22 protein-coding genes and 1 other RNA gene are annotated in these 20,248 nt (G+C 62.8%); 15 read left to right on the forward strand and 8 right to left on the reverse strand.

Annotated elements, in window-relative coordinates; translation table 11 throughout:
- Positions 1 to 24 precede the first annotated feature (24 nt).
- Positions 25 to 894, forward strand: coding sequence for a glucose-1-phosphate thymidylyltransferase RfbA (rfbA, locus tag QFZ30_RS05820; protein WP_307074333.1), 870 nt, complete (start codon positions 25 to 27; stop codon positions 892 to 894).
- A 76-nt stretch (positions 895 to 970) separates the two neighbouring features.
- Here rfbA and QFZ30_RS05825 read toward each other — a convergent pair whose 3' ends face one another.
- A complete protein-coding gene (locus QFZ30_RS05825) occupies positions 971 to 3,631 on the reverse strand; it encodes a GH25 family lysozyme (RefSeq protein ID WP_307080073.1) in 2,661 nt (886 codons plus the stop codon).
- A 697-nt stretch (positions 3,632 to 4,328) separates the two neighbouring features.
- Here QFZ30_RS05825 and QFZ30_RS05830 point away from each other — a divergent pair.
- The 14 genes from QFZ30_RS05830 to QFZ30_RS05895 all read left to right on the forward strand — a co-directional run bounded on the left by QFZ30_RS05830 (position 4,329) and on the right by QFZ30_RS05895 (position 15,731).
- Entirely contained in the window at positions 4,329 to 5,552 is a 1,224-nt protein-coding gene (locus QFZ30_RS05830; RefSeq protein WP_307074337.1) for a CpaF family protein, read from the forward strand.
- A complete protein-coding gene (locus QFZ30_RS05835) occupies positions 5,552 to 6,406 on the forward strand; it encodes a type II secretion system F family protein (protein WP_307074339.1) in 855 nt (284 codons plus the stop codon). The genes QFZ30_RS05830 and QFZ30_RS05835 overlap by 1 nt, the downstream gene beginning before the upstream one ends.
- Positions 6,403 to 7,272, forward strand: a complete 870-nt coding sequence (locus tag QFZ30_RS05840; protein WP_307074340.1) for a type II secretion system F family protein — start codon at positions 6,403 to 6,405, stop codon at positions 7,270 to 7,272. Before QFZ30_RS05835 ends, QFZ30_RS05840 begins: the two co-directional genes overlap by 4 nt.
- Before the next feature lie 117 nt (positions 7,273 to 7,389).
- A complete protein-coding gene (locus QFZ30_RS05845; protein ID WP_307074342.1) occupies positions 7,390 to 7,656 on the forward strand; it encodes a hypothetical protein in 267 nt (88 codons plus the stop codon).
- Between the two features lie 3 nt (positions 7,657 to 7,659).
- Entirely contained in the window at positions 7,660 to 8,079 is a 420-nt protein-coding gene (locus QFZ30_RS05850; RefSeq protein WP_307074344.1) for a TadE family protein, read from the forward strand.
- A 118-nt stretch (positions 8,080 to 8,197) separates the two neighbouring features.
- Positions 8,198 to 8,590, forward strand: coding sequence for a hypothetical protein (locus tag QFZ30_RS05855; protein ID WP_307074346.1), 393 nt, complete (start codon positions 8,198 to 8,200; stop codon positions 8,588 to 8,590).
- The gene (locus tag QFZ30_RS05860; RefSeq protein ID WP_307074348.1) at positions 8,587 to 9,033 is read left to right on the forward strand and encodes a pilus assembly protein TadG-related protein; all 447 of its coding nucleotides are present in this window, start codon (positions 8,587 to 8,589) and stop codon (positions 9,031 to 9,033) included. The genes QFZ30_RS05855 and QFZ30_RS05860 overlap by 4 nt, the downstream gene beginning before the upstream one ends.
- 55 nt (positions 9,034 to 9,088) lie before the next feature.
- Positions 9,089 to 10,204: a peptide chain release factor 2 gene (prfB, locus tag QFZ30_RS05865; protein WP_307074351.1), complete on the forward strand. Its 1,116-nt coding sequence runs from the start codon at positions 9,089 to 9,091 to the stop codon at positions 10,202 to 10,204.
- A gap of 177 nt (positions 10,205 to 10,381) precedes the next feature.
- Entirely contained in the window at positions 10,382 to 11,176 is a 795-nt protein-coding gene (gene ftsE, locus QFZ30_RS05870; RefSeq protein ID WP_307074353.1) for a cell division ATP-binding protein FtsE, read from the forward strand.
- Positions 11,173 to 12,087 carry a permease-like cell division protein FtsX gene (ftsX, locus tag QFZ30_RS05875; protein WP_307074355.1) on the forward strand — a complete coding sequence of 305 codons (915 nt, stop codon included), beginning with the start codon at positions 11,173 to 11,175 and terminating at the stop codon, positions 12,085 to 12,087. Before ftsE ends, ftsX begins: the two co-directional genes overlap by 4 nt.
- 27 nt (positions 12,088 to 12,114) lie before the next feature.
- Complete coding sequence (locus QFZ30_RS05880; RefSeq protein WP_307074357.1) at positions 12,115 to 13,521, forward strand: M23 family metallopeptidase; 1,407 nt, start codon at positions 12,115 to 12,117, stop codon at positions 13,519 to 13,521.
- Positions 13,522 to 13,608: 87 nt separating this feature from the next.
- Positions 13,609 to 14,079, forward strand: coding sequence for an SsrA-binding protein SmpB (gene smpB, locus QFZ30_RS05885; protein WP_267275605.1), 471 nt, complete (start codon positions 13,609 to 13,611; stop codon positions 14,077 to 14,079).
- A gap of 92 nt (positions 14,080 to 14,171) precedes the next feature.
- Positions 14,172 to 14,540, forward strand: a transfer-messenger RNA (tmRNA) gene (ssrA, locus tag QFZ30_RS05890).
- Positions 14,541 to 14,750: 210 nt separating this feature from the next.
- The gene (locus QFZ30_RS05895) at positions 14,751 to 15,731 is read left to right on the forward strand and encodes a S1C family serine protease (RefSeq protein ID WP_307074360.1); all 981 of its coding nucleotides are present in this window, start codon (positions 14,751 to 14,753) and stop codon (positions 15,729 to 15,731) included.
- 8 nt (positions 15,732 to 15,739) lie between these two features.
- Here QFZ30_RS05895 and QFZ30_RS05900 read toward each other — a convergent pair whose 3' ends face one another.
- The 7 genes from QFZ30_RS05900 to QFZ30_RS05930 form a co-directional block, all read right to left on the reverse strand.
- Positions 15,740 to 15,874, reverse strand: a complete 135-nt coding sequence (locus QFZ30_RS05900; protein ID WP_307074362.1) for a hypothetical protein — start codon at positions 15,872 to 15,874, stop codon at positions 15,740 to 15,742.
- Between the two features lie 81 nt (positions 15,875 to 15,955).
- Positions 15,956 to 16,324 carry a hypothetical protein gene (locus QFZ30_RS05905; RefSeq protein WP_307074363.1) on the reverse strand — a complete coding sequence of 123 codons (369 nt, stop codon included), beginning with the start codon at positions 16,322 to 16,324 and terminating at the stop codon, positions 15,956 to 15,958.
- Between the two features lie 80 nt (positions 16,325 to 16,404).
- Positions 16,405 to 16,800 carry a FluC/FEX family fluoride channel gene (locus QFZ30_RS05910; RefSeq protein ID WP_307080075.1) on the reverse strand — a complete coding sequence of 132 codons (396 nt, stop codon included), beginning with the start codon at positions 16,798 to 16,800 and terminating at the stop codon, positions 16,405 to 16,407.
- A complete protein-coding gene (locus tag QFZ30_RS05915; protein ID WP_307074366.1) occupies positions 16,800 to 17,219 on the reverse strand; it encodes a fluoride efflux transporter FluC in 420 nt (139 codons plus the stop codon). Before QFZ30_RS05915 ends, QFZ30_RS05910 begins: the two co-directional genes overlap by 1 nt.
- Entirely contained in the window at positions 17,220 to 17,933 is a 714-nt protein-coding gene (locus tag QFZ30_RS05920) for a metal-dependent transcriptional regulator (protein ID WP_307074368.1), read from the reverse strand.
- Positions 17,934 to 17,964: 31 nt separating this feature from the next.
- Positions 17,965 to 18,723, reverse strand: coding sequence for a class I SAM-dependent methyltransferase (locus QFZ30_RS05925; RefSeq protein ID WP_307074370.1), 759 nt, complete (start codon positions 18,721 to 18,723; stop codon positions 17,965 to 17,967).
- Between the two features lie 85 nt (positions 18,724 to 18,808).
- On the reverse strand, positions 18,809 to 20,227 hold the full coding sequence (locus QFZ30_RS05930) for an aminotransferase class V-fold PLP-dependent enzyme (protein WP_373462816.1): 1,419 nt from the start codon (positions 20,225 to 20,227) through the stop codon (positions 18,809 to 18,811).
- Between the last annotated feature and the right edge of the window lie 21 nt (positions 20,228 to 20,248).

The raw sequence follows: 20,248 nt of genomic DNA on the forward strand, positions 1-20,248 counted from the left end.
GTTAGCGAAGGGAAAGATGGGGGCATGCGCGGAATAATACTTGCCGGCGGTACCGGCTCTCGGCTTCACCCCATCACACTGGGCGTCAGCAAGCAGCTAGTTCCGGTTTACGACAAGCCTATGATCTACTATCCGCTGTCGACTTTGATCTTGGCGGGGATCCGGGACATCCTCATCATCACCACGCCCCACGACGCTGAGCAATTCGAGCGTCTTCTCGGCGACGGTTCTCGCTTTGGTGTCTCTATAACGTACAAGCAGCAGCCTTCCCCGGACGGCCTGGCCCAGGCTTTTGTGCTCGGCGCCGAACATATCGGTAATGACCGTGTGGCCTTGGTTCTTGGCGACAATATCTTCTATGGGCACGGGATGGGCACGCAGTTGCGCCGGTTCGAAAACATCGACGGGGGAGCCGTCTTCGGATACTGGGTGGCAGACCCGAAGGCTTACGGTGTGGTGGAGTTCGATGGCGATGGCAGGGCTGTTTCGCTCGAGGAAAAACCAGCCAAACCCAAGAGCCACTACGCAGTGCCTGGTTTGTACTTCTACGACAACGACGTCGTGGAGATCGCAAGAAACCTGGAACCCTCACCCCGGGGCGAACTCGAGATTACGGACGTCAACCGCACTTACCTTGAGCGAGGCAAGCTCCAGGTTGAGATATTGCCTCGAGGCACAGCCTGGCTCGATACGGGAACCTTCAACGACCTGAATGACGCGTCGAACTTTGTCAGGACCACTGAGAACCGCCAAGGACTCAAAATCGGCGCGCCTGAGGAAATAGCGTGGCGGCTCGGATTCTTGAGTGACGACGAACTCCGCGAACGCGCGGAGCCCCTCGTTAAGAGCGGTTACGGGTCCTACCTGATTGATCTTTTGGAGCACCACGCATAGCACCTACCAAAGAGTCGCGATTGATGAAGGCGTGAAAGGTCAACATTCGCGCCCTTCATCACTATCCACACGGCAATCAGCGGCGTACGCTGCTGACGCTGGTCCCTGTCGCGGGGTACCAGGTGATGGAGCCCCGCTGGTAGTTCTGGTAACAGCCGCCATTTGCCAAGGTGCAAATGTCTCCGGTGACGGGATACCCAAGGGAGCTGTTTTCGTATCCCAGGCTGGCGTACCGGATACGGATTTGTCCTACGCTCGGTTGGGCTCCGGTGGTCGGCGACCAGAGAAACGCACCGCCTTGGAAGTTCTGGTAGCAGCCGCCGTCGCGTAGACCGCAAACGACCCCGCTCGTGGGATATCCCAGGCCACTGCGCTCGAAGCCCATCGAACCCCAAGCAGTGCGAATAGGGCCCGTTGGGCTGACCTGAGCCCCGGTCGCTGGCGACCAGAGAATGGCTCCCTTTTGAAAGTTCTGGTAGCAGCCGCCGGCGATGAGTCCGCATACTTGAGACGAAGTCGGGAATCCGAGTGTCCCGGACTCGCGCGCCAGCGCCTTCCATGAAGCAAAGATCGGCCCTGTCACTGCGAAGGCGCCGCGTGCCGGCGTCCACGTGACAGTTCCGTTCTGGAAGTTTTGATAGCACCCGCTCTCGGAGAGACCGCACGTTTCGCTTCCAACCGGGTATCCGAGCGGGCCGGTTTCGAATCCGGTGGCCTGCCACGTTGAACGTATGGGGCCACTGATGCTTGGCTGAGCGTTCGTCTTCGTGGACCACAGCATCGCTCCGTTTGCGAAGCTCTGGTAGCAGCCGCCGTCTACAAGACCACATACCTGGCCAGCTGTCGGAAAACCGAGCCGTCCCGCCTCGCGTTGCATCCCATCCCACTTGGTGAAGATTGAACCTAATACGACAAACGCCCCGCGTGTTGGAGACCAGGTGATGGTGCCTTTTTGAAAGTTTTGGTAGCAGCCACCTTCCGGAAGCCCGCAGGTTTCGTTGCGGGTGGGGTACCCCAGCGGCCCGTTTTCAAAACCTCCTTTGCTCCATTCGCTCCGAATTGCGCCCGATTTACTGACATAAGCGCCCGTCGACGGGGACCAGATGATTGCACCCCCTTGAAAGTTCTGGTAGCAGCCTCCGCCGACGAGTCCACATGTCTGGGAGGAGGTGGGGTAGCCGAGAACCCCATTTTCATAACCCTGCTGCTGCCAGGCTGCGCGTATGGGTCCGGTGGGACTCAGTTGTGCGCCGCTGGACGGTGACCAAATCGCGGCCCCCTTTTCGAAGCTCTGGTAGCACCCTCCATGTGCGAGACCACACACCTCATCTGCTGTGGGGTAGCCCAAAGGGCCGCTTTCACGGCCGGAAGCGCGCCATGCCAGGGCCATTTCTCCCCATATGACGTGTGTTCCTGCTGAACCTGAAGAAGCGATGCTCCCAGTCTGAAAAGTCTGAAAGCAACCTCCGTCCCTGAGCCCACAGAGCGTATTGCTCGTCGGGTAACCCAACGGCCCACCTTCGAATCCGGTCCGTTGCCACATTGACCTGACGGGTCCGATAATACTGCGATAAGCTCCCGTCGCCGGGGACCACAGGATGGCCCCGGCCTGGAAGTTCTGGTAGCAACCCCCTCCGGCTATGCCACAGACCTGTCCGCCGACCGGGTAGCCCATGGGGCCCGCTTCGAAGCCCGACTTCTCCCACGCGGTGCGGATCGGACCATTCAGGCTTAGATGTGCGCCAGTCGCGGGTGTCCAGACGACGGCGCCGCCCTGGAAAGCCTGGTAACAGCCACCGTCCTTTAGCCCGCAGACGATCGCCGATGTTGGGTAGCCCAGGACACCGTTCTCGAAGCCAGCCTGTTGCCAGGCATTCCGGATTGGGCCGGATGGGCTGGGGTGTGCACCAAACGACGGTGACCACACGATTGCCCCCGCCTGGAAGTTTTGGTAACAACCGCCGCCGCGCAATCCGCAGATAACTCCGGACGTCTGTGTTCCCAACTGCGGCGTTCTGGCACGGACATCGGCGATCGCACGTGCTGCTGCGTCCGGCACTCCACTGCGGGCGAACGCAACCAGGTTTCCGTAATCCCCATTCCAGACGTTGGAGTCGCCGGCGAACGGTCCTGTGCTGCTGTATTGCCAGATGCTGTAGGTGCTCCAGCTGGCCGTTGGAACCCCTCCTGCATTGTTCGTCGGAGAGCTCGGGTAGGCAGCAACCCAAAGCGGGTAGTCACCAAAACCTGAGGGATTGCCGAGGCATTGGTTCCACCAGGAAGTGTTGGTGTAGATGACAGGCAAGCGTCCGGTCATTGAGCGCATGGTGTTGCCGAAGTCGCGGACCCAGGAGCCCAACTGCGCCGGCGACATCCCGTAGCAGGTGTTGCCGAAGTAGAAGCCGTTGATGGTCCGGCCCTCATAAGGGTTGAATTCGAAGTCCAGCACGGGAGGCATCGTGTAACCATCGGCCGACCAGCCTCCGCCGTTCTGGACGAAATAGCGTGCTTGGTCTGCACCGGAGGACCAGTTGGGTATGGCGAAGTGGTACGCCCCGCGGATCATGCCGACGTTCCGTGAACCCTGATACTGAGAGCTGTAGGACGGGTTGGTGTAGTAGTTGCCCTCGCTGGCCTTCACATACGCGAACCTGGCGCCCATGTTCCACTGATGCTGCCAGTCCACACTGGGCTGGTGGCCGCTGACGTCCAGACCCTGAATGCCGAAGGTGGGCATCCAGGTGCCTTCGGTTGCTAGGGATTCCGTGGTGAGTCTCTTAAATGATGTAGAAGGAGCCGACGCGGTGACACGGGCGGAGCGCTGGCCCATTTCGGCGCCGCCGTCGCCCACGGCCTCCGCCATGGATTCCTTGGTGGGCGTTGCAGGGGGCACGGCGGACGCCAGCGGATCCGTAGTGGGCACCGTTGGAGCAATTGTTGCCGGCGCTGATGTTTCCCGAACGGGCGTCGAAACGGCTGGGGTGGAGCTGGGGGCCGGGGTGGTGGAAGCCGAGGCTGGCGATGGGCTTGGTTCAACTGCGAGGGCAATACCGGCCAGACCCGGGCCGGCAACGAGCGATGCAGTCAAAACTGCTGTCCCCAGAACCTGCAGGAGAGGGCGGTGACTGTTGAACTGATTCCGCTTCATTTTTGCTCCGGAGACAAATGATGCGCTCCCCAAAGCGCGTCATTACGGGTTGGCAGGTCCAGTGAAATCCGGCCAGGAGACACCGAACTGGGAATACCGAGACTTAATGCGCTCACACTAACACCGGGGTGCCTGGTGAAACTAGTGATTCTGGTGTTGCCAAAGTGAAAGATGCAGCACTGTTATCCACAGCTCTGCGCATATGACTTGGCACCGTGTGGTAGCTCCTTTAGCTTTAACCCAATTGCACTGCCTCGACCGGGGCGGCCTTTGTATTGGGGAACTCATGGACGCTGTGCGAATCGTGGAGGACGAAGTCCGCGAGCTGATCCGTCGGCGGGGGCTCGACCCCTTGCGGCAAGCTGGAGAGGTCCGGCGCCTTGTTGAGGCGGCGGTCACTGACTACGACGAGCGTGCCCTCATGGGGCCGCTTCCTCCGATAGGTCCACTGGAGGCTGCCCGCAGGTTCGTTTTTGATGCGGTTGCCGGCTTTGGGGCGCTTCAGCCGCTGCTGGACGATCCCTCCATCGAGGAAATCTGGCTGAACGCGCCCAACGAAATTTATGTTGCCCGGAACGGCGAATCCGAGCTGACCTCCCTGAGCCTGACAGATCAGCAGGTGCGCGACCTTGTAGAACGGATGCTGAAGAGTTCTGGCCGCCGCCTCGACATGTCATCTCCTTTTGTGGATGCGGCTTTGCCGGACGGCTCGAGGCTTCACGTGGTCATTCCGGATGTAACCCGCCGTCACTGGGCGGTGAACATCCGGAAGTTTGTCGTCAAGGCAAGCCGGTTGGAGCACCTCGTGGAATTGGGCACGCTGACGCCACAGTCAGCCCGGTTCCTCGGCGCCGCCGTGGCCAGCGGACTGAACATCCTGGTTTCGGGTTCCACCCAAGCGGGTAAGACCACAATGCTTAATTGCCTCGCCGCCAGCATCGGCAGCCGAGAACGGGTGATCACGGTCGAAGAGATCTTTGAACTCCAGTTTCCGTTGCGGGACGTGGTGGGCCTCCAATGCCGCCAGCCCAACCTTGAGGGTGAAGGCGAAATTCCTCTGCGCAGGCTCGTCAAGGAAGCGCTGCGGATGCGCCCCGACCGCCTCGTGGTGGGCGAAGTGCGCGAGGCAGAAAGCCTGGACATGCTGATCGCCTTGAACTCGGGCTTGCCAGGGATGTGTACTGTCCATGCGAACTCAGCCCACGACGCGGTGACCAAGATCTGTACCCTTCCACTGCTGGCCGGGGAAAACATCTCCAGCGCCTTTGTGGTTCCCACCGTTGCCTCGTGCATCGATCTTGTGGTGCACTGCAGCCGGCAGACCAATGGTCGCCGCCATGTAACGGAGATCCTGTCCCTGGGCCGGCGGGTGGAGAACGGCATCATTGAGTCATCGATGGTGTTCGCCACGGCGGACGGACAACTTCAGCCGAGGGCCAACTCAATGCCGTCGCCCGAGAAATTTGCCCGCGCCGGTTACGACGTCGCCGCACTGCTGGAGCCCCGCTGATGGCGCCTCTCCTGGGGGTGCTTGCAGGAACCGGGCTGTTCCTTGTCTGGTGGTCTTTCTGGGAGCAACCGAAACCCGCTGACCGCCCTCCGAAAGTCAACCGGCTGGAGGACCTGCTCGCATCCGCCGGCATTGAAAGGGTGACAGGGACCGGACTCGTTGCCACGTGCCTGGGCCTAGGCATATTTGTGACACTCGTCTTCTATGCTGTCAGCAGGTCCTGGCCTATGTCTGCATGCTTTGGACTGTTCGGTGCGTGGCTTCCGGTCAGCCTGGTCCGATGGCGGGCGAAGAAGAGGACGGCGGTGCTGCGCCAGCTGTGGCCCGACGTGGTTGATCATCTGAGGTCCGCTATCCGGGCGGGGTTGTCCCTGCCCGAAGCCCTCATCCAGCTGGGCGCAAAGGGCCCGGAGGAGCTCCGGCATGTTTTTCGGGACTTCGGTGCAGATTATCGCGCCGGGGGCCAGTTCGACGGATCCTTGAACAAGCTCAAGGACCGGCTGGCTGATCCGGTGGCAGACCGGATAGTCGAGGCCCTCCGACTGACACGCGAAGTGGGCGGGTCCGACCTCGGGAAACTGCTCGGAACCCTTGCTGAGTTTCTTCGTGAAGATGCCCGGACGCGAAGCGAACTGGAGGCCAGGCAGTCGTGGACCGTCAACGCAGCCAGGCTCGCTGTTGCCGCCCCGTGGATTGTGATGGTCCTTCTAGCCAGCCGGCCTGAAGCCGTGCAGGCCTACAATACGCCGCTGGGAGCCGGGGTCCTGGTGGCCGGCCTGGTGGTGTCACTTGTCTGTTACTCCATCATGCTGCGCATCGGCGCACTTCCGCAGGACGAACGGGTGCTCCGATGACCGGTACTTCTGCGGCTGCTATCGTCTACGGCGTTATTCTGGGGGCAGGCCTCTGGTTGCTGCTGTTCAGGTTGCCCTTTATGCGTCCCACGACCTTCACCCAGCGGATCGGCCCGCTGGAACGGATCGTGCGCCCCGTGCTGCGCGATGGCCTGATCGCCCGGGGCAAGCTGAACCTGGGTTCAAAGGCGCTCGCCCGGAGGCTGGCCCAGGCAGGCATCAACAAATCACCTGTTGAGTTCCGCGCCGAACAGGTTCTGTGGGCAGCTGCTGGGTTTGTTATTTCCATTGGGCTGGTTGTCCTGGGTGCCGTGTCCGGCCGCTTCAGTCCTGTCCTGGCTGTCATTGCGGTCCTGGGGAGTGCGCTCGGCGGCTTTCTGTTCCGCGACTATTGGCTGGGCGTCCAGATCAGCAAGCGGGAATCCCGGATGATGGCCGAGTTCCCCAGCCTCGCCGAGCTAATGGCCCTGGCAGTCAGCGCTGGGGAAAGCGCCACCGGTGCCCTGGACAGGGTCTGCCGCAGTGCGCGCGGAGAACTGGCCAAGGAATTCTCCAAGATCCTTGCCGAAACCAGGGCAGGCAAACCGCTGGTCGAAGCCCTGCAGGAATTTTCAGCCCGCACCGACCTGAGCCCGCTGGTCAGGTTTGTTGACGGCATCATTGTTGCAGTCGAGCGGGGCACACCTTTGGCGGACGTGCTCCGGGCACAAGCCCAGGACGTCCGGGACACTGCGAAGCGGGAACTCATGGAATCAGCGGGCAAAAAGGAGATTGGCATGATGGTGCCGCTGGTATTCGGAGTCCTTCCGCTGACGGTGGTCTTCGCGGTCTTTCCTGGCATTGCAGCGATCAGCCTGGGCTTCTAGGCGGCCACGGATGTCAGCTAATGGAGGTTACGAACCCCAGCACAGTCCAGAACCAGACAAGAACCTGCCGGACAGCCGGCCTTGACATCACGTAGTACTCGAAGAATGGGACTGAAAATGAAATACTTGGGAATCCGCAGCGCACTGCTGCTCCTGACGCTTATGGCTGGACCCTGCACGGCGTGGGTAACCAACGCGCCAGGGAAGGCCAAAGTGCAGGGACACCATGACGTGCCGTACGGAGACCACCCGGAGCGGGGGGACGTCCCGGGGTGGGTCTTGATCACACTGATGTCGGCGGTTCTGGTGGCGGGTTTGCTGGCGCTCGCAGGCCCGGCGCTCGAAACGATGTTCAACCAGGCTATGGACAAGGTCGGAAAGTAGGCCATGCCGGAGCACCGCCCGCGGGGAAGCGGCGGCGACTCAGGCAAGGGCGGCCCGGAAGAACGCGGCTCTGCGGTGGTGGACTTCGTGATGGTGGGCAGCCTGCTCACGATGTTCTTTCTGGCCATCATCCAGCTCACACTCGTCCTCCACGTGCGGAACACGCTCATCGACGCGGCTGCTTCGGGAGCGCGCTACGGAACATTGGCGGACCGTGGGGCAGCCGACGCGGCGGAACGCGCAGGGGACTTGATTGGAACGGCCCTAAACGCTGACTTCGCCCAGGACATCAGCACCTCGGAAGTGACGTTTCAGGGCCTCCGGACGCTGGAAGTTACCATCAAGGCGCCCATGCCCGTGATCGGTCTCATCGGCCCGCGGGCGATGCTGGAGGTCAAGGGCCATGCCGCGATCCAGCCCTAAAGCGCCTTCCGGCCCGGCACCATGGCAAGCACGCATAGAGGGCAGGATCAGCCAGGCCCTGTGCCGTGTTCCTGCCAAGGCCGGGCGGATTCCTGAGCCGTGCGAACGGGGGAGCGCAGTGGTCGAGTTCACTTTCCTGGCTTTGCTTCTCATGGTCCCTCTGGTCTACTTCGTCATCAGCATGGGGCAAATCCAGGGCGGATCCTTTGCCGTGGTCGGCGCTGCCGACCAGGCCGCGAAAGTTTACGTGGCTCAGCCGGACCCACAGTCAGCCCAAACCGCGGCGGAGCAGGCAGCGCTCATCGCCCTGGCGGATTACGGCCACGCTGCCGAGGACGCACGTGTCTCAACCAGTTGCGATCCCACCGACTGCCAGGCTGCGGGGACAGCCGTTACGGTGACCGTAAATCTCATCGTGCCTTTGCCCTTTGTCCCGTTCAGCGAGGCGCTCAGGCTCAACGCCAGCGAAGTCGAGGCTTCGTCAACGCAGCTCGTGGGAAGGTTCCGATGAGGGTTAAAGGAGCCGACGAGGATGGCCAGGTCATTGTACTTATCATCGGTTACGTCCTGCTGGCGCTCCTGGTGACCACTGTGGTTATCGGCATCTCCAGCGTTTACCTCGAGCACAAGAGGTTGCTGTCATTGGCCGACGGCGCCTCGCTCGCGGCCGCCGGCAGCTTCACCCTGGGCGAGGTCGGGACGGAAGGAGGCAGCCCCTCTGCGGTCCTGAGTTCCGCCCGCGTCACGAATGTTGCCAGAGACTTCGTCATCAGGACGCCTGCTTCACAGCGGTTCGACAAACTGGCGGTCACTTCGGCGACCGGCAGCCCGGACGGATCCACCGCCGTTGTGGTCCTCAGCGCAACGGTCCGCCCGCCGGTGGTGAACTTCCTGGTGCCGGACGGGATCAGGATCGAAGCTACCTCCACCGCGCGTTCGAGGCTTGCCCGGTGACGGGGAAGCCTCGAGGGTCGGGGGTCCCGGCAGGATAGCGTAGGCTTAAACAACCATGGCCAATATTGATTTTTCCGCAGAAATCCGCGCTCTTCGCTCCACCTACACCTCCATCGAACGAGTCACCGATGTTGAGGCTCTGAAGGAAGACATCGCGGAGCTGAGCGAGCGGGCGGGCCAACCCGATCTGTGGGACGACCCCGCTGCGGCCCAGAAAATCACGTCCCGGCTGTCCCACCGCCAGACAGAGTTGGAGCGACTCAACACCCTCGTATCACGGATCGATGACCTGGAGGTCCTGGTGGAGCTCGGCCAGGACGAGCACGACGCCGATTCCATGGGCGAAGCGGCCACCGAACTCGAGTCCATCTGGAAATCGCTGAAGGAACTGGAAGTCGTGACGCTGCTGTCCGGTGAATACGACGAACGTGAGGCCGTGGTCTCCATCCGCGCAGGGGCGGGCGGCGTCGACGCCGCAGACTTTGCCGAGATGCTGATGCGCATGTACCTGCGCTGGGCTGAACGCCATGGTTACCCCACCACCGTGATGGACACCTCCTACGCCGAAGAGGCAGGCCTCAAGTCGGCCACCTTCGAAGTCAAGGCGCCCTACGCCTTCGGCACGCTGAGCGTTGAAGCCGGAACCCACCGGCTGGTGAGGATCAGCCCCTTTGATAACCAGGGCAGGCGTCAGACCTCGTTTGCGGCCGTTGAGGTGATCCCGCTGATCGAACAGACGGACTCCATCGACATCCCGGACAACGAGATCCGCGTAGATGTCTTCAGGTCATCGGGACCGGGTGGTCAGTCTGTCAACACCACTGACTCCGCGGTGCGCCTCACCCACATCCCGACCGGCACCGTGGTGTCCATGCAGAACGAAAAGTCTCAGCTGCAGAACCGTGCGGCCGCAATGCGCGTGCTGCAGTCCCGTCTGCTCCTCCTTAAGAAGGAACAGGAGGACGCCGAAAAGAAGGCATTCGCCGGGGACGTGAAGGCGTCCTGGGGCGACCAGATGCGGTCCTACGTCCTCAACCCGTACCAGATGGTCAAGGACCTCAGGACGGAACACGAAGTGGGCAACACCTCGGCCGTATTCGACGGCGAGATTGACGACTTCATCGACGCCGGCATCCGCTGGCGCACCGACAACCGCAACGCCGAGAAATAGCCTGGGGATGCCTACCAGGTAGGCCGGATCCTGCGACACGCCACGGAAACCCCCGAAATCCAGCCAAAAGACTGCGTATAGTCGAGGAGCCGGAGCTCTACTTCCCCCAAAAGAAAGCCCGCGCACCGGCTGCAGATCTGGGCTGCACCAGCCATGCCCTGCAGGGTACTTAGGGCCATGATCCGATTCGAAAATGTCACCAAGGTCTACGACCAGAAGGTCCGGCCTGCGCTCGACGACGTCACCCTAGAAATTGACCGTGGTGAATTCGCCTTCCTCGTGGGTGCTTCAGGGTCCGGCAAGTCGACCTTCCTGCGGCTGGTACTCAAGGAGGACCGGGCATCATCAGGAGCCGTGTATGTCGCCGGTCAGAATGTAGCCAAGATCTCCAGCTGGCGCGTGCCCAAGCTTCGCCGCGGAATCGGCGTGGTCTTCCAGGACTTCCGGCTCCTTCCACAGAAAAACGTCTTTGCCAACGTTGCCTTTGCCATGCAGGTCATCGGCAAGAGCCGCAGCGTCATCCGGGACACCGTCCCGGAGGTGCTCAAGACAGTGGGACTCGAAGGCAAAGAGCACCGCATGCCGCACGAACTCTCTGGCGGTGAGCAGCAGCGCGTGGCCATCGCCCGTGCTGTCGTGAACAGGCCAGGCATCCTCCTCGCCGACGAACCCACCGGAAACCTGGACCCCACCACGTCGATGGGCATCATGGGTGTGCTGGACAAAATCAACCAGAACGGCACCACTGTGGTCATGGCCACCCACGACGACGACATCGTCAACGAAATGCGCAAGCGCGTGGTGGAGCTGAAGAACGGCCAGGTCATTCGTGACGAAGCCAGGGCGCTCTACACATCCATGATTCCTGTTGTGGGCCAGTCGCGGCGGATTAAGGATGCCAGCGGCCGGGAAGAACCGCTGCCCGCCAGCCCCGCGGACAACCTGCCCGACGCAGGGGAGGAGCAGCGATGAGGCTCGCTTTTATCCTCGGCGAGATCGGCAGCGGACTCCGGCGCAATGTGTCCATGGTGGTCTCGGTCATCCTGGTCACGTTCGTTTCCCTGACATTCGTCGGTGCCGCAGGTATGCTCCAGCTTCAGATCAACCAGATGAAGGGCTACTGGTACGACAAAGTCCAGGTGGCCATCTTCCTCTGCGGTGACGGCTCGACGGCGGCGGGTTGCGCCACCGGCCCGGTCACCCCGGAGCAGCAGGAGAACCTTCAGACGCTCCTCGAATCGCCCGCAGTGGCCCAGTACGTCAACGACTTCCAGTTCGAGTCCAAGGAAGAGGCCTACAAGCACTTCAAGGACCAGTTCTCCAACTCGCCGATCGTGGATTCAGTCACGCCGGATCAGCTCCCCGCCTCCTTCCGGATCAACATGAAGGACCCGGAAAAGTACCAGATCATCAGTGAGACGTTTTCCTCCCAGCCCGGGGTGGAAACTGTGATTGACCAGCGCCAGCTGCTGGAGCGGCTCTTTTCGGCCATGAACGCCGCGTCCCTCGTGGCCGTGAGCATCGCTGGCGTGATGATTGTCTGTGCCATCCTCCTCATCGCCACAACCATCAGGCTTTCGGCCTTTAGCCGCCGCCGCGAGACCGGGATCATGCGCCTGGTGGGAGCCTCCAAGACGGTGATCCAGCTTCCGTTCATCCTTGAAGGCGTTATCGCGGCCGTGATCGGCGCGGCATTGGCATCCGGTACGCTTTGGGCTGTTGCCCACTTCTTCCTGGGCGAGTACCTGTCCAAGCAATATCCGGACACGGCATTCATCTCGCCAGGACAGACGCTCATCCTTGCGCCTGCGTTGCTAATCCTTGGCGGATCCTTGGCAGGAATTTCGTCTCTCTTGACCCTACGCAGATATTTGAGGGTCTAGGCTGTGCAAACCGACCAAGGAATGCTTATGACTGCAATGCACGGAACCCCGCCCCGGCACCGTCAGGACGGCCGCCGCCGCTCCGCCCGCCGGACCGGCATCATCGGAAGTGTCCTGGCGCTGGTCCTCGCCGCCAGCCTTGGCGCCGCAGCCCCGATGGCGCTCGCGGATGAGCTGGAAGACAAGCAGGCTGCCCTCGAAGCAGAGGCGGCCCGTGTCCAGCAGTCCCTGGAATTTGTGGACTCGCGGATCGCCAAGGCAGCGGGTGACCTGGTGATCTACCAGGGCCAACTCCCCGGTGCGCAGCAGGCGTTGATGGAAGCCCAGGGCAGGGTGGCCAGTGCGGTGAAGGAAGTCGAGGCGCTCGCCGCCAGGGTTGATCTGGCGCAGCAGAACAAAGCCAAGATCACCCAGCAGCTTGAGACAGACAAGCAGAAGATCGCGTCTACCAAGAAGCTGATCGGCCAGATTGCCACGCAGGCGTACAAGGCTGGTGGAGTCCCCTCCAATCTCACCCTCTTCTTCGGGTCGAACGGCGGCGGTAGCCTGACAGACACCATGGATCTGGCCGATCAGGCCATGCGCAGCCAGAACTCCGCCATGGACAAGCTCTCGCAGCAGAATGCCACCAACGTGAACTCCCAGGCCAGGCTTGAGGCTGTAGAGGCGGAGATCCAGGACCTGAAGGCCAAGGCCGAGGCCGCGCTGGCCAGGGAAAAGGCAGCCCGCGACGAGGCCGAGGCCAAAAAGGCGGAAGTGGATCGGCTGATTGCCGACACCACCCGCCTCAACGATGAACTCCAGGCGGCCAAGCCGGGCATCCAGAGCCAACTGGCCGCTGTCAAGGCAAGCCAGGACGCGGTAGCCGGGGAAATCGTCGAACGCGACCGCAGACTGCGCGAAGCTTGGGAAGCTGAGCAGCGGCGCCTCGCGGAGGCTGCCGCGGCTGCCGCCCGCGCCCGGGGCCAGGCCGTGCAGCCGTATGCTCCGGTGACCGGATCGCCGTCTGCCTTTGGGCTGCGGCACCCGTTCGACAGCAACGTGCCCATCACCTCCGGCTTCGGCTGGCGCGCCACGCCTCCGGGCACTATCGATTTCTACGGCACGGGCGGTTACCTGCACACCGGCATCGACTTTGGTGCATCCTGCGGCACCCCCGTGTATGCGGCGGCAGCCGGTGAGGTGTTTTCCTCAGGATGGAACTCCGGTGACGGGGGCGGATGGCGGGTCAAGCTCTCCCACGGTGTGGTGGAGGGCAACTCCCTGACCACTGTCTATTACCACAACAGCAGCATAGTGGTCGCCAACGGCCAGCAGGTTTCCCAGGGACAGCTGATCGCGTACTCCGGAAACACCGGAAACTCCACCGGATGCCATGCGCACTTTGAATCCTGGCTCAACGGCGCCGCCGTTGATCCGATGCGCCTGCTGTAGGGGCGTTCCGCTCCTGCCGTAGACTGGGATGACTCCGTGCCCGATCGGCCGGAGTCATCAAGGATTCAAGAACTGAGGAGTTCCACCGTGCCCAAAGAAAGTGGCCGTAAAGTAGTGGCCACCAACCGTAAGGCCCGGCATGACTACCACGTGCTGGACACGTATGAGGCCGGCATTGCCCTGATGGGAACAGAAGTGAAGTCCCTGCGGGAGGGCCATGCGTCCATGGTGGATGGCTTCTGCACCTTCTACAACGACGAGTTGTGGATGGAGGGCATCCATATTCCGGAATACAACCAAGGCAGCTGGACCAACCACTCGGCCCGCCGGCGGCGCAAGCTGCTGCTGCATCGGGAGGAGCTCATCAAGATCTCCCATAAGATCCGGGAATCGGGCTTCACCATCGTGCCGCTCCAGCTCTACTTCCTGGACGGCAGGGCCAAGGTGGAGATCGGCGTCGCAAGGGGCAAGAAGGAATACGACAAACGCCAGAGCCTTCGTGAGCAGCAGGACAACCGCGAAGCCCTGAGGGAGATCCGGGAGCGCAACCGCCGGTAGGAATCATTTCCAACGGACATGCGTTATGCTTGATAATCCGGCAGCAATCGATGAGTGTTTCAACTTCTGTTGCCGGTTTGATAACAAAATACGGGGATGATCGGTTTCGACGATGTTAGTCGCGACAGGTGAAGCGGGCCGAGGATGCAGAATTATCTCGTAAACGCTGTCTGCAAACCAATAAGTGCCGAAAACAAGCGCACTGACTTCGCTCTTGCTGCCTAAGCAGTAAGACAGTCCGTCAGCCCGAGGTTGCTATTGCCCCGGATCCTGGCGTCATTTAGATAGCCACTGCTGTTTACCTCCGTCATCGGGGTAAACGGGACTCTTAGATGACTGGGCCCGGATCAGCTACTTGTTTGCAAGATAGCTGGGGCCGAGAAAATCCGACGCAAACTGCGCCCGGAGAAGCCCTGACAACACGACATCGGACGGGGGTTCAATTCCCCCCATCTCCACATTTTGGTGTGTCGCAAGACATGCGCAACGGCCCGGACATCATGTCCGGGCCGTTCTGCGTTAACAGGCGTTAACAGCCCTTCGGTTGCGTTCACCGACGGCGTAGCAGGCCCGGGACTACGGAAGCCCCCTCCATGGTTGTGCCAGATAGGACCCGGCGCAGCTCAGCATCTGGAAGCCGGGAGGCAGCAACGGCGGCTAGGAGGTGCGCCATGGACCAGGCGAAGGAGCCCCGTCCACCAGCGTCCGACGACGGTCCTCTGGACTCGTACTCGGAGACCGTCATGCGCGTGGCCGAGACAGTCACGCCGCATGTTGCGGCCATTGAAATGACCGGCAACCGGCGCAACGGCCGGTTCCGGTTCGGTGCAGGATCCGCTGTGCTCTTCACCGAAGACGGCTACCTGTTGACGAATTCCCATGTGGTGGCCGGAACCCATCAGGGGCATGCCGTCTTTGCTGACGGCAGCAGGACCGAGCTGGAGCTAGTAGGGGCCGATGCCTTGTCCGACCTCGCCGTGGTCCGTGGCCGGGCACCAAGGGTTCCACCTGCGGAGTTCGGAGACGCCGAGTCCTTAAGGGTGGGGCAGCTGGTCATCGCGGTAGGGAATCCACTCGGCCTCGCCGGCTCCGTGACCGCCGGTGTTGTCAGCGGCCTTGGGCGTGCCATCCCCGTCTGGGCCAGCGGTAACCGGCGGGTGATTGAGGACGTCATTCAGACAGATGCGGCCCTCAACTCGGGGAGTTCGGGAGGCGCCTTGGCGGACACACACAGCCGCATCGTCGGCATCAACACCGCGGTCGCCGGTGCTGGCCTGGGCCTGGCCGTTCCCATCAATGCAACCACCCGGCGGATCATCTCCGCTCTGCTCACCGACGGGCGCGTCAGGAGGGCCTACCTCGGTGTGGTCAGCACTCCGATCCGGTTGAACGCAAGTGCCGTCGTCAGGACGGGACAACGCGACGGACTCCGTGTGGTGGAAGTGCTGGCTGGTTCCCCCGCGGACGCCGCGGGCATGCTTGCCGGTGACATCATCCTTACAGCAGGAAACCGTCCCGTCAGCAATGCCGAAAGCCTGCAGAAGCTGCTTTTTGCCGACGCGATCGGCCAGCCGCTGCAGATCGCCGTGCTGAGGGACGGCAACGAAGTGGATCTCGTGGCCGTGCCCGAAGAAATGGCCGGCAACGGGTAATACGGCGGTCAGCGCTTCTTCAGGTGCGCCACCGGATCCGGAGCGCCGTCAACCGGTCCCTTGGCCTTCTTCTCGGCGCGCTTCTCCTTGATGGTCTTCACCGGCTTCTTCGCCTGGTGCTGGTGCGGTGATTTGTCAGGCATGGCTTGCTCCTTACGATGTGGGACGGCTTGCGCCCCTCTTCGTAAAATACGCCTGTTTAGCCGCGAAAGAAATGCCCGCAGTCAGTCCGGAACCGAGACGTCCGCGATGCCCACAAAGCGGGATCCCACACCGTCGAACTCGCTCCGCACAAAGCCGGGCCGGGGCGGCGGCAGCTCGCCGGGAGCGTGGTGCCCGCAGCTAACGTAGGTGAATTCGGGCCACCATTTCTTGGGGCGCGCCGCTTCCTCATAGCCGCAGACCGCGCATTCCAGATGGACCCACACCGGCCGCTTCCCTGTCCGGTTGGCCCGTGACTGGACGAGCCACGGCGGCGGATTGTCTAGGATCTCCCCGAGCTCGGCTTCGGTCAGCCGCTTGGGAATGCCATGGCGCTGCGCCATTTCCATCGGTACATCAAGGGCAATTGCCGCGTCGCGTCTGCTAATCATCACAGTCCACGATACGTGACGCTGCCAAAACGGTGGGCGGGACCAATTCGGTGGGACGTCCCGGCCGGACGCCGCCTAAGCTACGACGCCAGAGCAATGCCGACCGCAGCCGCCGCAAAGCCGAGGAGAAGGTTGGCGACAAGGTTCAGGGCTGCAGCGGCGAACCGGGATTCAGTCAGCAGCCGGACGGTGGCGGTGGTCCACGAACTGAACGTGGTGAGGCCACCGGCCAGACCCGTGGCAACAGCGGTGTGCCACTCGGCCGCGAGGCCGAGGCGTCCGGTGATCCCGATGGACAGCCCGATGATGAGGCACCCGGAGACGTTGACTGTCAGGGTTGCCCACGGCCAGTGCCGCAGCGTGCCGCCTGGGCCGACGGCGGCTGACCGGGCGGCGCGGTGCGCGAACCAGGTGTCGACGGCGAACCGCAAGAGGGTACCTGCCGCGCCAAATACCCCCACCAGGGCGGCGGCCATCACGCCGGAGCCCCGAAGCGGTCGGCTATCACTTTGCCCGTCCGCCAGCCGGCGGCCGCCGCGCCGAGCCCGAGCAGGAGGGACAGGGCGAGGTAGGCGGTCCACACCGGATGGAAGCCGCCCCGGGCTAGCTGGTCCACGGAGAACACCACCGCGGAGAATGTGGTGAAGGATCCCAGGAGTCCCGGGCCGAGTCCTGCGCGGAGCCAGAACGCTGTGTGCGGCCGGGCGATCCAGAAAGTGGTCAGGGCAGCAAGGACAAAGCTTCCGGAAACGTTGATGCACAGTGTCGGCCAGGGAAACCCGCCTGCGGCGTCCGGGAAGGCAAGGCCAAGGCCGTAGCGCAGCTCAGTTCCGACAAGGGCACCGGTGCTTACCGCCAGCCAGGCGCGCCATCCCGGTACGCCGGAATCCGTCATTCAGCGGTCCCCAAGGAGGCAGCCGGCGTGTGGGTGGTCGCTATGGACCCAAAGGGCTGACGTCACTTTATCTGCCAGATCGTAGTCATGCGTGCTGCCGGCCTGCCGGATCCGAACCACCAGCGCCCCGCCAAAGGGCTTACGGCCAATGACCTCCACCTCGGCGTCCAGGCCGATTTCCTCTGCGGAGAGGTAGCGGAGCAAATCGGGGTTCTCATCACTGATCCGGGTAATCCTGCCGGTGTGGCCCTGGTCCAGTTCACTCATCAGATATGCGTCGGGCATCAGAACCGAGCCATCCGCCCGGGGGATCGGGTCCCCGTGCGGATCCCTTTCGGGGTTTCCCAGTTTTGCCGCCATCCGCTCGATGAACGTGTCAGAGACCGCATGCTCCAGCAGCTCGGCTTCGTCATGGACTTCATCCCAGCTGTATCCGAGCTGCTGGACCAAGTACGTTTCGATCAGCCGGTGCCGCCTCACCATGGACAGCGCCAGCCGCACTCCATCCTCCGTGAGCGTGATGGCACTGTAGGGCTGGTGGTCCACAAGGCCCTGGTCCTTGAGCTTACGGACCATTTCGGAGACGGATGAGTTGGCCACCCCCAGGCGCTGGGCAAGCTGCGAGGACGTGATGGGCTTGTCCTGCCACTCCGTGAAGGAGTATATGACCTTGACGTAGTCCTCGATCGAGGAGGAGGGCGCGCTGGTCTTCACGACATCAAGCCTACCGGGTGCTCGGCCGCCGTCATGCCTTCACGGCCCGCCATGTGAGGGTCAAATACGGCAACCCAAGGTCTTCCTCCCCGGCATGTCCCAGGTGGTGGTGCAGGTACCAGTCCAGGTTGGCAAGCACCTTGCCCCGGGTGGCTTCACCGGCGCGCAGGAAATAGCTCCGCGACTTGGCCAGTTCAATGATGTCCGCGGTGGTGACGACGTCTTCCCAACGTGTCACGTGGCTTTCGAGTCCCTCGAACTCCGGCCCCACGACCGGACGGAAGTCCGGCTTGTACACATCGCCGGCGTGCATGATGCGCGAGAGGCGGTGGACCCACGGGACCGAGGTGTCCAGCTGGTTCCAGATGAGTCCCAGTGTTCCCCGGGCACGAAGGATCCTTGACAGTTCAGTGCTTGCCGCCAGCGGATCGCACCAGTGCCAGGCCTGGGCAACGCTGACGAGGTCGAAGGAGGCGTCAGCCAGCCCGGTCGCCTCTGCTGTGCCTTGCGTCGCTGCCACGCCGGGACAGTGGATTTGCAGTTGCTCGAGCATGTCCGCGGACGGGTCGACAGCTGATACTGACAGCCCCCGCTCCAGCAGAAGGGCAGTGAACTTTCCAGTGCCGGCACCCACGTCCACAGCGTCCACGGCTCCGGCGGGAACCAGCCAGTCCGCTGACTCTGCGGGGTAACCGGGCCTTACGCGCTGGTAGTGCTCGCCGCCGTCCTGGAAGCTCTGTCCGAGTTCCCGACGGCGCCCGTGGTCAAGTTTGGGGCCACCCCGTGCCACGTGCGGCCTCCTTCGCCTGATGCCCTTGGGTATCCTTCGAATTTACCGCACATGCCGCACCTGCTGAATCTGACGCAGGTGCTGGTTAGTCTTCGATGCAGGGTGCAGCGCCGGCAGTGCCGGGTGTGTTCGGCGCCCACTCCGGGTAGACCCGGGTGTCGTTGGCCGGAACCCAGCGGCCCGAATCCACCACGTAGTCCCATCCCAGGCCCGTGCGGCGCAGTTCCTCGATGCCGGCCAGTAGCCGCTGGGCGTCTTCAAGCCGAGAACCCAGTCCGAAGCTGGCCCGCAGCGAACCTGAGGGAAGGCCCAGGCGTTTGAGCAGCGGGTGGGCGCAGAAGCGGCCGTCCCGGAGGCCCACTCCGTGTTCCGCGGACAGGTAAGCGGCCACCAGGCCGGCGTCGTAACCCGCCACAGAGAAGTTCACGACGCCGATGGTGTCGGTATCGGGGTCGGTGTCCTTGAAGATCTGGTGCACGGTGACGCCGTCGATCTTCTGCAGTCCTTCCACCAGGAAGGACCTGATGGCTGACTCGTGGGCGTGCCAACGATCCTGGTCCAGAGCTGAGATGACCTGGGTGGCACGGGCCAGGGTGGCTGCGCCAAGGACGTTGGGCGAGCCGCCCTCATGCCGTGCAGGCCCGTCGGCCCAGCTGACGCCGTCCAGCCGGGCTTCGCGTACGGCTCCGCCGCCGGCAAGGTGAGGGGTGCCGGCGTCGAGCCAGTCCGGCCGTCCCACCAGGACGCCGGCGCCGAAGGGCGCATACAGCTTGTGGCCGGAGAAGGCGAGGTAGTCGACGTCGTCGGCGCTGATGTTGATGCGCCGGTGGGGCGCCAGCTGCGCAGCGTCCACCACGATCCGCGCACCATGTTCGTGAGCCAATGCGGCCAGGGCCCTAATAGGCAGGATTTCGCCGGTGACGTTGGACGCGCCGGTGACAGCCAGCAGGCTGACGCCGCCCTGTTCCAGTTCGGCGCGGAGTGCCTCGATGGTGCCGGAGATGGTGTCGGCGGCCACGACGCTGCGGTGCGGAACTCCCTGCCATGGCAGGAGATTGGCGTGGTGTTCGATATCGAGATAGAGGACGTCGCCTTGGGGACGGCCGTCCGTGGCAGGAAGGCAGCCCGCCAGCAGGTTCAGCGAATCCGTGGTGTTCCGGGTGAAGATGACGGAGTCCCCGGCCCGGCCACCGACAAAGTCCCGGACGATGTTCCTGGCGTTCTCGTAGACGGAGGTGCTGATCTGGGACGCATAGCCGGCACCGCGGTGGACGCTGGCGTAGAAGGGAAGGATTTCGTTGAGGTAGGCCGACACGACCGAGAGGGCGGGCGCTGAAGCGCCGTAGTCCAGGTTGGCGTATCTGACGTGTCCGCCCTGGATCAGGGGAGCCTGGATCTCCGCGCCGGTAACGGCAGACAGGGGGCGGCCGGCGATGGCGCTGCGTTCGCTGAACAGGGCTGCATTGTGGATGGCAGCGTTGGGGGAGACGGTGGCAGTTGTCACAGAGACCTCACTCTAAGAAGG

Source organism: Arthrobacter pascens (genome assembly GCF_030815585.1).
GTDB lineage: Bacteria > Actinomycetota > Actinomycetes > Actinomycetales > Micrococcaceae > Arthrobacter > Arthrobacter pascens_A.

Excerpts from the sequence above, each read along its gene's own strand:
- rfbA (WP_307074333.1), top strand. The coding sequence starts at position 25 with ATGCGCGGAATAATACTTGCCGGCGGTACCGGCTCTCGGCTTCACCCC.
- QFZ30_RS05825 (WP_307080073.1), bottom strand. The coding sequence starts at position 3,631 with ATGCCCACCTTCGGCATTCAGGGTCTGGACGTCAGCGGCCACCAGCCC.
- QFZ30_RS05830 (WP_307074337.1), top strand. The coding sequence starts at position 4,329 with ATGGACGCTGTGCGAATCGTGGAGGACGAAGTCCGCGAGCTGATCCGT.
- QFZ30_RS05835 (WP_307074339.1), top strand. The coding sequence starts at position 5,552 with ATGGCGCCTCTCCTGGGGGTGCTTGCAGGAACCGGGCTGTTCCTTGTC.
- QFZ30_RS05840 (WP_307074340.1), top strand. The coding sequence starts at position 6,403 with ATGACCGGTACTTCTGCGGCTGCTATCGTCTACGGCGTTATTCTGGGG.
- QFZ30_RS05845 (WP_307074342.1), top strand. The coding sequence starts at position 7,390 with ATGAAATACTTGGGAATCCGCAGCGCACTGCTGCTCCTGACGCTTATG.
- QFZ30_RS05850 (WP_307074344.1), top strand. The coding sequence starts at position 7,660 with ATGCCGGAGCACCGCCCGCGGGGAAGCGGCGGCGACTCAGGCAAGGGC.
- QFZ30_RS05860 (WP_307074348.1), top strand. The coding sequence starts at position 8,587 with ATGAGGGTTAAAGGAGCCGACGAGGATGGCCAGGTCATTGTACTTATC.
- prfB (WP_307074351.1), top strand. The coding sequence starts at position 9,089 with ATGGCCAATATTGATTTTTCCGCAGAAATCCGCGCTCTTCGCTCCACC.
- ftsE (WP_307074353.1), top strand. The coding sequence starts at position 10,382 with ATGATCCGATTCGAAAATGTCACCAAGGTCTACGACCAGAAGGTCCGG.
- ftsX (WP_307074355.1), top strand. The coding sequence starts at position 11,173 with ATGAGGCTCGCTTTTATCCTCGGCGAGATCGGCAGCGGACTCCGGCGC.
- QFZ30_RS05880 (WP_307074357.1), top strand. The coding sequence starts at position 12,115 with ATGACTGCAATGCACGGAACCCCGCCCCGGCACCGTCAGGACGGCCGC.
- QFZ30_RS05895 (WP_307074360.1), top strand. The coding sequence starts at position 14,751 with ATGGACCAGGCGAAGGAGCCCCGTCCACCAGCGTCCGACGACGGTCCT.
- QFZ30_RS05900 (WP_307074362.1), bottom strand. The coding sequence starts at position 15,874 with ATGCCTGACAAATCACCGCACCAGCACCAGGCGAAGAAGCCGGTGAAG.
- QFZ30_RS05905 (WP_307074363.1), bottom strand. The coding sequence starts at position 16,324 with ATGATTAGCAGACGCGACGCGGCAATTGCCCTTGATGTACCGATGGAA.
- QFZ30_RS05910 (WP_307080075.1), bottom strand. The coding sequence starts at position 16,800 with ATGGCCGCCGCCCTGGTGGGGGTATTTGGCGCGGCAGGTACCCTCTTG.
- QFZ30_RS05915 (WP_307074366.1), bottom strand. The coding sequence starts at position 17,219 with ATGACGGATTCCGGCGTACCGGGATGGCGCGCCTGGCTGGCGGTAAGC.